Annotated in this window: 16 protein-coding genes; 1 reads left to right on the forward strand and 15 read right to left on the reverse strand. The window is 32.6% G+C overall.

Features of this window, described 5'->3' with window-relative positions; all coding sequences use genetic code 11:
• Positions 1 to 5: 5 nt before the first annotated feature.
• The 12 genes from MUA37_RS08550 to bshC form a co-directional block, all read right to left on the reverse strand.
• Entirely contained in the window at positions 6 to 680 is a 675-nt protein-coding gene (locus MUA37_RS08550) for a YggS family pyridoxal phosphate-dependent enzyme (protein ID WP_021458926.1), read from the reverse strand.
• A gap of 18 nt (positions 681 to 698) precedes the next feature.
• Positions 699 to 1487 (reverse strand): peptidoglycan editing factor PgeF, encoded by a 789-nt coding sequence (gene pgeF, locus MUA37_RS08555; protein ID WP_262624503.1) that lies wholly within the window; start codon positions 1485 to 1487, stop codon positions 699 to 701.
• Between the two features lie 171 nt (positions 1488 to 1658).
• Positions 1659 to 2834 (reverse strand): cell division protein FtsZ, encoded by a 1176-nt coding sequence (ftsZ, locus tag MUA37_RS08560; protein ID WP_002510912.1) that lies wholly within the window; start codon positions 2832 to 2834, stop codon positions 1659 to 1661.
• 29 nt (positions 2835 to 2863) lie between these two features.
• On the reverse strand, positions 2864 to 4288 hold the full coding sequence (gene ftsA, locus MUA37_RS08565; protein ID WP_002510911.1) for a cell division protein FtsA: 1425 nt from the start codon (positions 4286 to 4288) through the stop codon (positions 2864 to 2866).
• A 111-nt stretch (positions 4289 to 4399) separates the two neighbouring features.
• Positions 4400 to 5278 carry a cell division protein FtsQ/DivIB gene (locus MUA37_RS08570; protein WP_021458928.1) on the reverse strand — a complete coding sequence of 293 codons (879 nt, stop codon included), beginning with the start codon at positions 5276 to 5278 and terminating at the stop codon, positions 4400 to 4402.
• 15 nt (positions 5279 to 5293) lie between these two features.
• Positions 5294 to 6643, reverse strand: coding sequence for a UDP-N-acetylmuramoyl-L-alanine--D-glutamate ligase (murD, locus tag MUA37_RS08575; protein ID WP_021458929.1), 1350 nt, complete (start codon positions 6641 to 6643; stop codon positions 5294 to 5296).
• 1 nt (position 6644) lies between these two features.
• Complete coding sequence (mraY, locus tag MUA37_RS08580; protein ID WP_002510909.1) at positions 6645 to 7610, reverse strand: phospho-N-acetylmuramoyl-pentapeptide-transferase; 966 nt, start codon at positions 7608 to 7610, stop codon at positions 6645 to 6647.
• Positions 7611 to 7802: 192 nt separating this feature from the next.
• Positions 7803 to 10001: a penicillin-binding protein gene (locus tag MUA37_RS08585; RefSeq protein WP_262624504.1), complete on the reverse strand. Its 2199-nt coding sequence runs from the start codon at positions 9999 to 10001 to the stop codon at positions 7803 to 7805.
• Positions 9982 to 10380, reverse strand: coding sequence for a cell division protein FtsL (ftsL, locus tag MUA37_RS08590; RefSeq protein ID WP_021458931.1), 399 nt, complete (start codon positions 10378 to 10380; stop codon positions 9982 to 9984). The genes MUA37_RS08585 and ftsL overlap by 20 nt, the downstream gene beginning before the upstream one ends.
• A 14-nt stretch (positions 10381 to 10394) precedes the next feature.
• Positions 10395 to 11330, reverse strand: coding sequence for a 16S rRNA (cytosine(1402)-N(4))-methyltransferase RsmH (rsmH, locus tag MUA37_RS08595; protein ID WP_021458932.1), 936 nt, complete (start codon positions 11328 to 11330; stop codon positions 10395 to 10397).
• Positions 11331 to 11344: 14 nt separating this feature from the next.
• Positions 11345 to 11776, reverse strand: coding sequence for a division/cell wall cluster transcriptional repressor MraZ (gene mraZ / locus MUA37_RS08600; RefSeq protein ID WP_002510905.1), 432 nt, complete (start codon positions 11774 to 11776; stop codon positions 11345 to 11347).
• 149 nt (positions 11777 to 11925) lie between these two features.
• Complete coding sequence (gene bshC / locus MUA37_RS08605; protein ID WP_002510904.1) at positions 11926 to 13539, reverse strand: bacillithiol biosynthesis cysteine-adding enzyme BshC; 1614 nt, start codon at positions 13537 to 13539, stop codon at positions 11926 to 11928.
• Between the two features lie 248 nt (positions 13540 to 13787).
• Between bshC and MUA37_RS08610 the strand changes: the two genes are divergently transcribed.
• Positions 13788 to 14228 carry an N-acetyltransferase gene (locus MUA37_RS08610; RefSeq protein WP_002510903.1) on the forward strand — a complete coding sequence of 147 codons (441 nt, stop codon included), beginning with the start codon at positions 13788 to 13790 and terminating at the stop codon, positions 14226 to 14228.
• A gap of 39 nt (positions 14229 to 14267) precedes the next feature.
• Here MUA37_RS08610 and MUA37_RS08615 read toward each other — a convergent pair whose 3' ends face one another.
• From MUA37_RS08615 to MUA37_RS08625, 3 genes are all read right to left on the reverse strand, one after another.
• Positions 14268 to 14951, reverse strand: a complete 684-nt coding sequence (locus tag MUA37_RS08615) for a YjjG family noncanonical pyrimidine nucleotidase (RefSeq protein ID WP_002510902.1) — start codon at positions 14949 to 14951, stop codon at positions 14268 to 14270.
• 471 nt (positions 14952 to 15422) lie between these two features.
• Positions 15423 to 15578 carry a hypothetical protein gene (locus MUA37_RS08620; protein WP_172604822.1) on the reverse strand — a complete coding sequence of 52 codons (156 nt, stop codon included), beginning with the start codon at positions 15576 to 15578 and terminating at the stop codon, positions 15423 to 15425.
• 659 nt (positions 15579 to 16237) lie between these two features.
• Complete coding sequence (locus MUA37_RS08625) at positions 16238 to 16666, reverse strand: helix-turn-helix transcriptional regulator (RefSeq protein ID WP_262624505.1); 429 nt, start codon at positions 16664 to 16666, stop codon at positions 16238 to 16240.
• Positions 16667 to 16899: the final 233 nt, after the last annotated feature.

The raw sequence follows: 16899 nt of genomic DNA on the forward strand, positions 1-16899 counted from the left end.
CGGGCTCACTCCTCTTTTCCTACAAGTTTAGTCCCAATTCGCACAAATGACGCACCTGCTTCTGCTGCAAGTTGATAGTCATTACTCATTCCCATTGATAATTCTGTACAGGGCGCATATGATAAATTGAGCGCTTGAATTTCTGATTGTTTCTCTTTTAATGTGTTAAATAACTGTCTAATGTAGTCAACATCACCTGTTAGAGGTGCCATTGTCATTAAACCAACAACTTCTATATTGTCATATTCTTTAATAGCCTCGATAAAATCATTAATTTCATTGATAGTTATGCCTTGTTTAGATTCTTCCTCGGAGACATTAACTTGAACAAAACATTTTACTTTATGCTCTGCTCGTTTTTGAATTTCTTTAGCTAATTTCAAACGATCTAACGCATGAAAATAATCCACTTGATTAATAACTTCTTTTACTTTTCGTGTTTGAAGTGTACCAATAAAATGAAATACTGCGTCGTCAGGTAAAGCATTTTGTTTCGCTAGAAAACCTTCAACACGGTTTTCTCCAAAGTGTCTTAAGCCTGCATCGTAAGCTTCATTAGCACGGTCTATTGTAACATATTTTGTAACAGCAATCACGTTAGGTTGTGTGGAAATTCCTGCTTTCTTTATTGATGTATCTAATTCAGTTTTTATTGTGTCATAATTTTGTTGTACATTCACTGTATTACACCTCTTAATTTACTGTCCAATAAATGCTAACATCCGACCAGTTTTTCCTTGTTCAACTCTATACGAGAAAAACAATGATAAGTCTTCAGAAGTTGCATAATTAGTAATATAAATATTAGCTTCTGGGACGCCAGCATGCATTAATAATAATTTGTTCGCTTGTTTCAAATCGATACCATATCGATCTTCAGCTCTAAACTCGATATAATCTTCACTTGGGATAGCTAAAGTATCAAATTTTGATTTAATATCTTCATTAATTTCATATGAATTTGAGGTAGCAGGCCCAATGACTATCGATAATTCTTGTAAATCAAAATCAATCTTTTTAATTACTTCAATAACGATTTCGCTCACTGTACCTCTCCAACCAGCATGCGCTAACGCAATAAAGTTGTTTTTTGCACTATAAAAGTAAATAGGTACACAATCAGCATAACACATCGTCAGTAAGACATCCGAATCATATGAATACATAGCATCAATACCATGTAATGCATCTGTTAATTCATCAATATTAGTACCGCGCTGTGACTGTGTAATATGTGCGACACGATTTTCATGTGTTTGAATTGGAAAGACCCATTGTTCACGTGGATAGTTGATAATTTCTGCTAATTGTCGTTGATGTTGCGTCACATTATTTTGATCATCATCAATATATCTGGCCATATTAAAGGCATTTTGAGGGTATGGACTGATTCCTTGTTCTCTAGTGGTAATACCAAGAGTGATATTGTCGATATTTTGCGATTTATACAATAAAACATGATTATACTTTTCAAATTTTTCCATCATGTTTCACTCCTCCAAATGATTAATCATTATGTTTTATTAAATACATAGTATTCAGTTGTCTAACTATATGAAAAATGTCACCAGATCTCTGGATCTGATGACATTATAAAATGGTTAAGTTGATTCTAATTCCCTACCATTATTAACAGATAATCACAGTAATAACTTTAATTATCTTCTTGTTCTTCTAGAACGTCTTTCTTCTCTATTTCTGATGAAGCTTGGGATGTCATCTTCTTTTGTTGTATGACTTCTACCTTCACTTGATGACTCAGAAGATTGTGTTGATTGTGATGATTGAGCTGAGTTAGAAGCAAATGAATCATCTTTTGCTGAGCTAGTAGCACTTGAACCAAATCCAGTATTAGAAGCTTTACGTGCTTGAACTGATGGTTTGTCTTCGAAACCAGTAGCAATAACAGTAACTACAATTTCATCTTGTAATTCAGGATTAATAACTGTACCGAAAATCATATTCACATCTTCATCCGCTGCATCTTGTACAATATCAGCTGCTTCTTGTGCTTCGAATAATGATAGTGATTCGCCACCAGTAATATTCATTAACACACCTTGAGCGCCTACAATTGAAGTTTCAAGTAATGGTGAAGAAATAGCTTTTTTAGCTGCTTCAACTGCGCGATTTTCGCCAGAAGAAACACCAATACCCATTAATGCTGAACCTTGGTTAGACATGATTGTTTTAACGTCTGCAAAGTCAAGGTTTACTTCACCTGATACAGCGATTAGATCAGAAATACCTTGAACACCTTGTCGTAGTACGTTATCTGCTTCTTTAAAGGCTTCCATCATTGGTGTTGATTTATCAACGATGTCTAATAAACGGTCGTTTGGAATTACGATTAATGTATCGACAGCAGCTTTCATAGATTCAACGCCTGCTGCAGCTTGTGTTTGACGTTTACGTCCTTCGAAACCGAATGGACGAGTTACAACACCTACTGTTAACGATCCCATTTCTTTAGCAATTTTAGCTACAACTGGAGCAGCACCAGTACCTGTACCGCCACCCATACCAGCAGTAACGAATACCATGTCAGCACCTTGAATCGCGTCTTCAATTTGTTCGCGTGATTCTTCAGCAGCTTTTTTACCAATTTCAGGGTTAGCACCAGCGCCTAAACCACGAGTTAACTTTTCACCAATTTGAATCTTAGATTCTGCTTTTGATAAGTTTAATGCTTGTCCGTCTGTGTTAATTGAAATAAATTCAACGTTATTCATTCCATGGTCAATCATACGGTTTACAGCGTTATTACCGCCGCCCCCTACACCGATGACTTTTATTGTCGCTAAATGATTAAATCCTTGTTCAAATTCTAACATTTATATTTCCTCCTAGTTTTAATGGGCAATTAATCGAATAGAGATTTCATCAATTTTTTAAATTTACCTTCTTCTTTTTGTTCAGGCTCATGATTTTTGTTTTCGTATTCGTATGTATCGTCATTTTCAGTTGTACTATGTGACGATTCTGATGTTGTCGTTGTACTTGGTTCATCAGATACATATGATGGTTCATCATCTTGCTTGTTTGATTTTTTCTTAAACCAATCAAAACCATTTGATTTGGAAGCACTTTCTCTATTATCAGACTCGATTACTTCTTCTTCGAAATCTTCACTATCATGATTACTAATTGTAACATAATCTAATAATTCGTCGAAAGTAATGCTACTAGAAATAGTTGAAATTGCTGAAGAAAATTCAGGTTTTCTGATTCCCATTTGTGATGGTGTATGAATTCTAACTTTTTCACTTACCATGTCTTGTAGTAATTCTTTGACGCCGAGTAAGTTTGCAGAACCACCAGTGACAATGAAACCACCATTTACATTTGTTAATCCTAATTCTTGTAAAACATCAAATACACTAAAGAAGATATCTTCCATACGTGCTTCGATAACATCAGCTAAATCTTTTTGTGTATATTGGACGTCTTCTTCACTATCGATTTGGTCAACACTAAATACATCTTGATCTGAAGCTGAGTCAAAGAAAGCATGTCCGTATTGATGTTTGATTTTTTCAGCTGTTTCATGAGTTGTATTAAATGCTTCCGCAATATCTTCTGTGATGTCTCTTCCTGCCATTTGAACAGAGTCAGCATCAACAAGTTCGCCGCGCTCATAAAAGGCAATCTGTGTAATATCCTCACCGACATCAATTATACACGCGCCAAGCTCTTTTTCAGTTGCTGATAATACAGAGCCGTAATTATAAGCATCAGAATAAACATCTAATACATCGACTCCACATGACTCTACGCATTTAATCATATTAATTAAAATTGATTGTTGGATTGCGATTACGCCAGCTTCGACTTTAAGTGAATGTCTTGCAATTAATTCCTTAGGGTCAGAAACTTCATTATCACCATCTACAACAAATTTAATTGGAAAAGCGGTAATCACTTCTGTCTCAGGGACATCATTTTTTTCTCTAATGCCTTCTAATACAGACTCAATGTGCTCTCCTGTTAATTCAGTATCTTCATAAAATTCAATTTCATTAGCTTCATCATAAACTTCAGTACCGACAATCGGTAATTTTAGAAATACTTCTTTAATATCTACACCAGAAGCAATTGAGGCTTTTTTTATTGTATCTTTAATCGCTTGCTTAGCGATGTCAAAATCATCAATTAAGCCATTCTTAATACCGCTTGTGTAGGTTTGTCCTGTACCTATCACATTAATACCATTGTGAAATTTTTCGCCTACAATTGTTTTTACGCTTGATGAACCTATATCTATACTTACATAATAATGTTCCTCCATAGATAGGCACCTCCTGACAGTTACTTTCTATTTTACACTATGTTTAGTTTACAATACGTTGCGTAGCTTGTGAACTATAAACACATGTATTTGTCAAAATTTTTAATTAGTTTAGTCTGAATTCTTATTTATGTCATTTAACGCACTTTGTAATTCGTCTTTTGCTTTATCTTCTTTTGCGGTACCTTCTTCTAAATCCTTATCACTTTCTGACTCAGAATCATCAGATTGTGAATATGGTATAAATGAAGCACCTACAGACAAATCAATATATCCAGACTTTTTCAAATTACCAGAGTCATCACGTTCAAGTGATTGTGACATTTGAGGGTAATATTTCATTTTATTACCTATTGTATTAATATTTCCTATAATTTGAATATCATCCGTAGTAAATAACTTTATTTGATTCTTCAAATTAGATTTAGGATCATATTTGATTTCTGAAATCATCGCTCTAACTTTAGATGGCATTTCTGCTAAAGCCTTGATAATTTTCTCTTTTTTATCTTTCTCAAAACCTTCTAATATAGGTCCGTCATCCGTACTTGTGCCACTGTAATTTTTTAGTTCTTTACCATCTTCTAAAATAGGTACATATTTATCTTTCTTTTTCACCAACCCCACTACTTGATATTCAGTCACCTTAATCGTCATTGAGTTAGGAAAATGTTTTGTTACTTTAGCATCTTTAATTAACTTATGTTGTTTTAATTTATTTTCTGCATCTTTCGTACTAAAAGTGTACATCCTTGACTTTGAAGTGACATTGACCATTTTATCAATCTTACTTTTCGATACGTTATCATTCCCCACCACTTTGACATTATTAATCTTGCTCAGTGGTGTAAACATATAAAGTAAAATGATTATTATTATAAACAACAGTATCCCAAATATAACATATTGTATTTGTTTTTGTTGTTTTCGACGTCGTTCGCGCTTTTCTTTTAAGTATTCTGAGTCAAACTTCTTTACTTTATCAGCCAATATTCGTCACATCCTTTAAAAAGACGGTAATTGTGCTTTGAAACTATTGATGAATTTGTTGCCACGCTCTTCGAACGTATTATACTGATCCCAACTTGCACAAGCTGGTGATAACAAGACTACATCATTAGGTTCAATAATATCTTGAATTTTGTTGACTGCGTCTTCAACATCTATAGCTTTCACTACATATTTACCTTGGCTTTCTCCGAGTTTCACAAATTTATCTTGCGTTTCACCAAATGTAGCCATTACGCGAACATTATTCATATATGGGATAAGTTCGTCAAAACCATTGCCTCTGTCAAGTCCTCCACATAGCCAAATAATTGGTTGTTTAAAAGAATTGAGCGCAAATTGAGTTGCTAATGTATTTGTTGCTTTTGAGTCATTATAATACTTGTTGGTTTTATTTGAGCCAATATATTGTAATCTATGCTCAATGCCAGAGAATGTTGTTAAACTATCAATAATCGCATTTACAGGTACACCAGCCAATAATGCAGCAAGTACAGCTGCTAAAATATTTTCTAAATTGTGCTCTCCTGGTAACACTAAGTCATCCGTATGGATAATTCTAAATCCTTTGAACACGATATAACCATCTTTGATGTAAATACCTTCAACTTCTTGTTGCGTTGAAAAGTAGAATGTACGTGCTTTAACATTTTCTGATTCTATCAAATGGCGTTGTTGATAATTACAAATTAAGTAATCATTTTCATCTTGATTTTTATATATTTGTTTTTTGGCATTTTGATAATTTTCTAATGTTTCGTGATAATCTAGATGTGCCGAATAAATATTAGTAATTATAGCGATATGAGGCTTATATTGCTCTGTTCCTAGCAATTGGAAAGATGAAAGCTCTGTAACTAAATAATCCTGTGCAGTTACCTCTTGTGCCACTTTTGAGGCAACATATCCTATATTCCCAGAAATTCTACCAACTAACCTACTTTTTTGAAACATATCACCTATTAACGATGTCACAGTAGTCTTACCATTTGTGCCTGTAACACCAATAATAGGAGCCTCAGAGACCAAGTAACTTAATTCAACTTCTGTTAAAATCGTTAATCCTTTAGCAACTGCTGCTTCTAAAATAGGTGCAGTATAAGGTATGCCAGGGTTTTTAACGATGATAGGGTCATTATCTAACAATGTTAATGGATGTTCTCCACCAACTACCTTAATCCCTATATTTTCTAAATCTTTGGCGTGAGAGTCTTGTGTCAAATCTTTGCCGTCATTAACTACTACACGTGCACCCAATTTATTAAGCAACTTTGCTGCTTCGTAACCACTTTTTGCTAAACCAATGACTAAGACATCTTTATCTTCTAAACCTGTATATTTTAGCATTTTAGTGCACTCCCATCCATAATCCGATTAAACCTGTGATTAAACCAACTGTCCAAAATACTGTTACAACTTTCTTTTCATTCCAACCCACCAATTCAAAATGGTGATGTAATGGTGACATTTTGAAAATTCGTTTGCCTGTCAATTTGAAAGATGTTACTTGAATCATTACTGACAATGTTTCAGCAACAAATACAAATCCAATCAATAGTAATGATAATTCTTGATTTAATACAATTGAAATCGTAGCGAAAATACCGCCAAGGGCTAAACTACCAGTATCACCCATAAAGACTTTCGCAGGGTTCATGTTAAATGGCAAGAAACCAAGTAATGCAAAAATCATAATTATACAAAATAGACCAATTGAGTTTGCACCTTGGAAATACGCCATAATTGCAAACATTACAAATCCAATAATTGATAAACCTGTTGCTAATCCATCTAACCCATCTGTTAAGTTAACCGCATTTGAAAAACCAACTTGCCAAAAGACAATAAAAACTACGTAAGCAAGTGATAATGGAACTTCAATGCCTGTAAATGGAATATGAATGCCTGTAGAAAAACTAGTTAATTGGAATACTTGGCTTAATATGAAAAAGATAATCGCAATAGCAATCTGTGCTAAAAATTTCTGTTTACTCGATAAGCCTTGATTATTCTTTTTAACAACAATGATATAATCATCGATAAATCCAATCAATCCAAAACCAATTGTGACAAATAATAATAAAATGACCGGATTAGAATTATCCATGAATATAATCGCCAATATAGAGGTTACGATAATACTAATTAGGAATGTTAAGCCACCCATTGTTGGTGTTCCAGTTTTTTTCATGTGACTTTGAGGGCCTTCTTCTCTAATACTTTGACCAAACTTCATCCTTTTTAAGGTAGGTATTAAAACTGGTACTAATATAAATGTAATTAAAAATGCAATTATTGCGAGTAAATAAACCATCTTATTCTCCTTTTTATATATTATGGAATTGTAATATATCTCATTAACACCTAAAACAATATAACATGAGGAAAGAGGCTAGACAAAGGTACATATTAGGATAAAAAGCACCTAATATTAAACTTACCAAACTTTGTCTTGACCTCTTATTTACACCTCATTTATTTAAAGCTGTGTGTTAATTCGCTTTATTTATTTTGCTTCACTATCTACGTTTTCTGCTTCGAATTTCACTTCAATTTTATCATTTTTCTTAAGTTGCTGACCTTCTGATACAGATTGTTCGTTAACAAAGCCACTGCCTTTAGTTTCTATTTTTACATTTGCTAAACGTTCAAAAGCAATGACATCTTCTTTAGTCCAACCTTTCATATCTGGCATCGTAATGTTGCCGTTTGTTAATAGTAATACTTTACTATTAGGCAACACTTCTTTATCAGCAGATACAGATTGTTTTTCAACCTTTTCTCCATCTCCGATAACGATAGGTTTCAATGACTTAGCATTAAGACTATCTTCTGCTTTTTGAACTGTTTTTCCTGAGACATTAGGTACTTTACTATATTTAACGTCTGACATGTCTTTTGTCTTCTTGTCATCAACATTTAAATATTTCAATGTGTTTTCCATAATTGGGTTAAATGCTTTGCTAACTCCCATTTCATATGCTTCTTGATCATTTTTTTGCGCTAAGCTCATACCTGCGTAAACAATTACCTCAGGATCATCTTTCGGCGCATCTCCGATAAAGCTTACAAAATAAGGATTTTCACCTTCGACATAACCGCCATTATCTGAATCGGCTACTTGAGCAGTACCTGTCTTACCTGCTACCTCATAGTCATCAATTCGATAATTTTTGGCATTACTTTTTTCACTATTAACAACTTTATCTAGTTCTTTACGAACTTGTTTTGCTGTTTTTTCAGTAATTGGTTTACCAGCTGTTTGCTTTTTACCTTTATAGTAAGTATCTTTTGTAACTGGATTTGTTACCGAATCAACGAACCATGGTTTCAGCATTTCTCCTTTATTTGTAAAAGCAGATTGCGCTTGTAACATTTGTACTGGTGTTACAGTTGTAGATTGTCCAAAGGCTGACGTTTTTTGTTGCGCTTCATTTTCCCACGCAATTCCACCTGTCGATTCACCATCAAACATACCGTTTGTACTTTCACCAAATCCAAATTTTTCATACCACGATTTCATTTTATCTGCACCAACTAAATCTTGTAAATGCATCATTAATGTATTAGATGAATAAGTAAATCCTAGAGACATTGGTATCTCGCCCCAACCAACTTTATTCCAGTCAGAGATTCTTGAGCCCATTATATCTCTATGTCCAGATTCATATTTTTTATTAGGATCGAATTTACCTTCCTGGATAGCCGCTGCTAAACCAAATGATTTAAAGGTAGAACCAGGTTCATAAGTGTTTTGATACAAATCATTTGCCCATTTCTCACCAAAGTTTTTACCTGTTTCAGGATTAAATGTTGGTCGTTGACTAAATGCTAAGATTTCACCTGTATCAGCATCCATAACTACCGCAAATAAATCTTTAGGTTCATAATGGTCAACCATTTTATCAAGTGCTTCTTCTACAAAGACTTGAATATTAGAATCAATGGTTAAATGCACATCATCGCCACGCTTCGGCATTTTTTCTTTCTTAGTATTAGGAGCTAAGTAACCCCAAATATCATGAATATATGACAATGAACCTTTTTGTCCTGATAAATAACTATCAAAGATTTTTTCTACACCCATCACACCTTTTAGCTCTCCTGAATCTGGATCTTTTTGAGCAATGCCAAGAAGATGTGATGCGAAGTTACCATTAGGATAAAAGCGTTCAGTTTCCGGATACAATGTAATACCTGGCAAATTCATCTTTTCAATTTTTTCTTTTTCTTGATATGTTAAATCTGTTCCTTTTTGTCCAAATTCAACTTGGAAACTTCCTTTTTGCTGTAGTCTTTTTTCGATATCTTTTGCAGATATATCTATCACTTCTGATAATTTTTTAGCTGTTTTCTTTTTATCTACAACGTGTTTAGGCTTGTCACTACCTTCACTTGCCTTTTTATCAACTACCGCTACTAATTTGTAACGTTCCACGTCTTCAGCTAAAATTTTACCATTACGATCATATATTTTACCTCTTTCGGGTTGCTGTTGCGTGTTTACTAAATATTTTTCGTTGGCTTTTAAAATTAAGTCCTCACCAGATGAGTGTCCGGTTAGCATGATATAAGAATACCTTAAGATTAACATAAAAAAGAGCAGCCCGAATCCAAGGATGAGTAGGACTGCCCCTATTTTATTTTGTTTTATTGGTATCTTAGGTATTCTGGGTTTTTTTAATTTAATTTTTCGCTTCGCCATTATTACGCACTACCTTTACATTGTCGTTCTTCAGGCTCATTCCTTCATCTTTAGCCTTGTCGTAAATGCGTTCATAAGAAGAGTTCTTTTTAATTTCAGATTCAATTGCGCTGTTCTCACTTGCTTGTTTTTCAATTTTTGTATCTAAATCTGCAATTTTACCTCGAGTATCATACGCATCCATTTTTAAAGATAGCATATATATACTTATCAAAGCAATAATTGTTATTAATCCTATGTATAACATTTTTTCAAACTTCGTTAATTGTACTACAACTTTCTTCTTTACCGTTTTGGTTTGTGGTTTTGTCGAGGGTTGTCTCTCAGGAGAATGTTGTTCTGCTTCATTATATGGTTCGTAAATTTTTTCTACAGCCACTCAAGGTTCACTCCTTATTTTAAAATTTCTGCAACACGTAACTTGGCACTACGCGCTCTATTATTACTATCTGTATCTTCATCAGTAGCAGTAATGGGCTTACGGTTAACACGTTTTAATTTAGGCGTGTATGCTTCAGGTATAACTGGTAATCCCCTTGGAACTTCAGGTCCTTTTTCATATTCTTGGAACATTTGTTTACACAAACGATCTTCTAATGAATGGAAGGTAATAACTGAAATTCTACCGTTTACTTCTACATAATTTATAGCTTGTTCTAAAGAATCTTCAAATGCTGCTAATTCATCATTAACTGCGATCCTAATAGCTTGAAAAATTCGTTTTGCTGGATGTCCACCTTTGCGTCGTGCTTTTGCTGGAATACCTTCCTTGATACTTTCGACTAATTCTAACGTTGTCTCAATAGGTTTAAGTTCTCTGTTTTGTTCTATGCGTCGGGCGATTTGTTTTGCAAATTTTTCTTCGCCATAACGATGAAAAATTCTTACTAACTCTTCAAACTTCCATTCATTAACAACTTCGTACGCTGATAACTCCTGTGTCTGATCCATACGCATATCAAGTTTTGCATCATGATGATAACTAAAACCTCTTTCAGGTACATCTAATTGTGGACTAGATACACCCAAGTCATAATAAATGCCATCAACTTTTTCAATATTTAATTCATTTAAAATTTCAGATAATTCACGGAAGTTACTATGAACAAATGTCACTTTGTGTAAATGTTCTTTCAATACATTTTTCGCATTTTCAATGGCTGTAGTATCTTGATCTATTGCAATCAAATGTCCATTATCACTTAATTGATTCAGTAAATATTGGGCATGACCTGCTCCACCAAGCGTACAGTCGACATACACACCATCTTCTTTAATATTCAAATAATCAATGGTTTCTTTTAGCATTACGCTGATATGATGAAACAATTCAATTCCTCCATTTAAAAATCAAAATCTATTAAATCTTCAGCAATCTCCTCGAAACTATCTTCTGACTCGTCATAGAAGTTATTCCAAGTATCTCTATCCCAAATTTCAATGCGGTTAGATACACCGATCACTGTACATTCTTTAGTTAAATTTGCGTATTGTCTTAGATTTTGTGGGATATTAATACGTCCCTGCTTGTCCAACTCAACTTCAGTAGCACCTGAAAAGAACATACGCATAAATTTACGTGCGTCTTTTTTTGTCATTGGTAAAGATTTCATCTTCTCTTCAATAACTTGCCACTCTTCTAAAGTGTAACCAAACAGGCATTTATCAAGGCCTCTGGTGATAATAAAACGTTCATTTAGGTCATATCGAAATTTAGATGGAACAATCATACGTCCTTTTGTATCTAATTGGTGTTCGTATTCACCCATGAACATTTATACTCACCTCACCTTCCCATATATATAATTTACCACATCTCCCCACTATCCTCCACTAATTATACAAATTTCACCAAAATTTTGTTTATACAAACAAAAAAAGCCCGATTTATCAATACGATAAATCGGGCTAAATCCTTATGTTATCAAGGTTTTAAGATAATATGATCAAAAGTGTAACGAAGTGGTGGATAAGTGGAGGGACTGAACACATCTATCCCATATTCGTTCATTATTTGTAGTGGATTCCAAATTCTTTCTTGTAATCCATCCATTGGGTGGAGAGATTCATTTATTTCATTAAAGTGTTTCATACTAATTGCATTTTCACGTTCTATGTTTAATAAATAACGTTTGAGCAAATAATCATACTGTGTTAAATGGATATCATTGTTTTTTGCAACTAATTGCTCATTATCATTATTACCTGCCACTTCAGATTTTATTGTTTCATAAAATGATTGTTGTTGTTGTTTCATTTCTTCAATTTGATCAATTACAGTTTGAGATGCGTGTTCACGAATAAAAGATGCTTTAGCATTATGGACACCATTTGTTAAAATGTCATCTACTGATAGTTGATATTTATTGATTACTTTTTCAATTCTTCCATTAATATAGCTGATTCTTAAACGAGGTAAAACTATCGGCATATCTACAGATAACGTGTTAAACACGCCGTGTAACTCTGCCCAATATTTAATTTCACTTGGCCCTCCTATAAAAGCAACTGTATTAAATAGCCATTCTTCCATTAGCGGTCTAGTCACAACATTATTTGAGAACCTTTCTGGCTCTTGTTCCGCAAGCTGTAAGAGCTCATGTTTTGAGTAACGTTTGTCAGACTTAGTTAATACAAATTCACCATTTTCATAAGAAATTAATTGGCGCATATTATCTTCTTCTAAAAATAAATGTACATTTGTATTCGTTTGAATCATTTGATTTAGTCCAGCTGCCATTGTTTGCCCCTGTGTGGCTCTAAATGCATGATCAATAGTTTCATGTTGTTCAATAATTGTTTGGATAAATGGTTTTTCTATTTGACGCAAGTCAGGATTATGCGCGTCAATTAACAATAATCCATAAGCTTTAAACACTTCATGTAATAAAGCTTTAAATATATCAGTCCAACTGTCATAACGCTCTATTATTGAGTGGCACAATTCTATTAATTCTTTTGTATGATTTGTTTCCGGCTGTTGTTTTAAAAATTGCTTCAATGCATCTTTCAATTGCAATTTGTTTGGATAATAATTAGAGACGCTTGTTTCAGGAGGCTCCATTGTATGATATTTAGTTTTATATAATTTCGCTTCCTTATTATTATACGTAAATGTATGATTTACTTCTTCAAAGTCATGATCTTCACCAGCGATCCAGAACACTGGGATAACTTGTTGATTATATTTGGAAGAAAGCGAATTACTTAATGAGATAATAGAAAAAATTTTATGAAATGTATATAACGGACCTCCAAACAAACCCGCTTGTTGGCCTCCTATTATAACTTTAGCCCCCTGTTGTAACTGAGCAATATTATTTTCTTGAGCTTCACTAAGTGATAAATCTTCCATGTAGTTACTGATAACTGCAGCTACAGCTTTTTCTCGACCATTTGTAGCTTGATCTAGTTTCAACTTATAATTTTGTTCATTCATAGCATCATAATTATAAAAAGCTGCTAATGTAGAATCACTATTTTTAATTTTTTCTATAAATTGATCTTTATCATTTAATTTCGTTGTCATACAATCCATTCGTAATTCTCCTTATGTTACTCTATTCCTAATAAGTATAAAGTTTATATTCTTCAATGACAATTTAACGGCTTACAAATTTTAAATTTTTTCTATAACCTAATACATCCATTATTGTAATAATATCTCTGCCACAGTTTTAAACTATCGGAAACAAAATGATTTATATACGTTTAGAACATTGTTTATTGTACTAATATAATAGAAATAGGTATAATAAAGTTAATACTAAAAAGGGGGAAGATGCTATGTCTGAAGTAAAGCGTCTTGATATTAACTATAAAACTGATGAACTATTCGAAGATTTTAGAAACTTCGGAAATAAAGATTTATATCTTGTAGATGAGCTTCGTGGAGAAATGATTGACGCTAGTTCCGACTCTCCATTTTACGGCGTTTACGTCGGTGATAGACTCGGTGCAAGGATGGCTTTATATAGAAAAGGAGAAGTTGAAGAAGAACACTTCCCTAACTTCGATGATTATTTAGTAATTTGGAAATTAGAAGTATTAAAAGACTTCCAAAATCGTGGTTATGGTACTAATCTATTAGACTTCGCAAAATCTCAAGATTTGCCTATAAAAGTCATTGCTCGTAATCAATCTAAGCAATTTTTCCTTAAACATGGCTTTAAAGATTTAGAGCAACAAAATAATGAAAACCATGACATTTTAACATGGGAACCATAAAATAAAAGGTTGTGTGGCTTTTTGCTACACAACCTTTTTCTATATAATAGTTAATAATTCATCAAATGATTGAATAGTATAATCAGCATGTATTTGTGTATTATTAGTATTCTGTCTTGGATTAAACCAACAGGTTGCAATTGCTGCATTTTTCCCACCGAGAATATCCGAAGTTAAAGAATCTCCTATAATGATACTATTTTTACGTTTTTCATGGCCAATTGTATTAAAAACGTAATCAAAAAATTCGGGCATTGGCTTTTGAAAACCTGTCTGTTCTGATACGAAGACGCCTTTAAAATAATCTTTAAATAAAGACTTAGCAATACGCTTTTCTTGGGTTTCTAATACGCCATTTGTAACAATATACAAATCATGCACTTTGCTTAATTGACGTAATGTAGTTAAAGTATGTTCAAAATAACTTAAAGGCGCATTTGCTAAAGCGTCTCGAAAAACTTGATCGGCATGAGCACCATTGACATTCATTTTATGTAATGCAAAATAAGCTTCAAATCGCTTACTCAATACCTCTTCCTTAGTTAAACGTTCATTTTGGAATGCTTCCCAATGCGCTTGGTTAATCTCTTTGAATGTTATTAAATCTTGTTCATTTAATGTTAATTGATAATTTTCTGCCAAAGCATAAAAAGCAAATTCTTCGGCGTCGTTAAAATTAACCAATGTGTCATCAAAATCTAGAAGTACCGTTTTTCTAGTCATATCTTAATCTCCAATCTATGCTACCTATAAGATTAGTTTAACAATTTATCGAATATAGAAAAAGACTAAGGTGTATACCCTAGCATAATATTGTCTTCGACAAGCCTATATGCAAAATTTAAAACTAATATCGCATCAACATAGCGCAACAAATGATTGTTAGTAACTAATTCATAATCAAAAATCATTTCATATTGCTATCTTTTACCAATTAATTAACAGAATAAACATCACTACTGTTTAATTTATATATTATAATATTTTGGGTAATATTAGCAGTGATTTATGCCGACTCCTGCGGTAATAGCACCCGCCGAAGACTACAGGCTTAGGCAGTGCCCGAGGAAAGCGTGCATAAAGAAACTGCCAACAAAAGTCAGAAACTTTGTCGACAGTCTAAGGTTAAGGTGTATACCCTAGCCCACAATAATTTTTATTTACTGTTAATCCATTAATTATACTTAGCAACAATTATTTGTGTTGTAATTTCTTCATTATTTTATCAATATATTTAGAAAAATCCTTACCTTTTCTTTTTCTTACTTGGTCATTAACTTTATACAAACCTTGTTCAAGTTTGCCATTTTCAACATATTTATTTAAACTTTTTTGTAATTTATCCTTCAATGTCATCTCTCCAGACAAGCTTATTTTTCTATCTTTAATTGTTACTCCACAGATAATAGCATATTCAATTTACAATACGATTACTGCACAATTAAAAAATGTATAATTTTTATAAAGATTATTAAAATAAGGCAATCGCAACCGATTGCCTTTACAAATGAATGTCTTTGTTCATTAACATGAAGTAATTTAAATTACATCTTAGTTTGAGCATAACTAGATGTAGAGAACTTTTTAGTTACAAGTTTACACAATAACATGTAACATATTTGTAATATATCATTAATTTCATTGAAAAGAAATAGTAATATAAATAATAAGACTATATACTTACATAGATATACACATTTTATTACATTATTCACAAAATGGAGTTGATTAGCTACATAATCGCATGTACAAAGCTTATAAATTTACTTTAGTTAATTTATTTTGCTACTATAACTAACAAAAATCCATGTGCTTTTGTTATAAATCTAAATTTTCATACAATTAAATTATAATAATAAAAATATCATCATACGTGTTTCATACTTCACTTCACTATGATAGTTCAGAAAGCGCGCTACTTTTTATGCAAATTACATATTTTACTTATCATATTGATTTTATATTTTCTTAGTAAGTGTAATTTACACTAGAACTATTTTGCTATTCATTTATGCAGTTTCTATACCATCACAAAAATTTTTCAATTCAGTAAAGTTTTTGTACCTATTGTCATTTACCTTCAACTTTTTCCTATCTTGTAAAAACTGCTCAGGTGGCACACCAAATACACTTTTAAAATTCTTATTATACGTTGAATAATTTTTATATCCGTACTTTTCATAGAAGCCTTCAGTAGTTTGAGTTATTAACATCTCCAACGCTATTTTATATATTTTAAATTTCTTGATATAGTTTCCCATAGTAATATTCATCTCTTTTGAAAATAGTCGCGACAGATAACTTGGATTTACATAAAATTGCTGTGCTAAATCGTTTAGTGTTAAACCTTGCTTATAATTAACGTTAATATAATCCAATACTTGTTTGATTACAGGACTCAGAACCTTAATATCGTCTGGATTATAATAATTATACATACGCACATAATTTATAAGTTTTATAACACTAACATCAGCATCGAACCACTGTTGTTTTTTAATTTATGATATAACTTCTAAAAAATGCCGCTTCAAAAAATCATGTCTTTCTGAGTAAACACTCTTTTCATGCTCTATGTTATAAAAAGCAAACCTATTGAAAATAAGCACGTTCATACTTAATTCTATTAACACACCAGTAAATTTAATGAGTGGTAATTGATCATAAGGTG

The organism is Staphylococcus arlettae (assembly GCF_025560845.1).
Lineage (GTDB): Bacteria > Bacillota > Bacilli > Staphylococcales > Staphylococcaceae > Staphylococcus > Staphylococcus arlettae.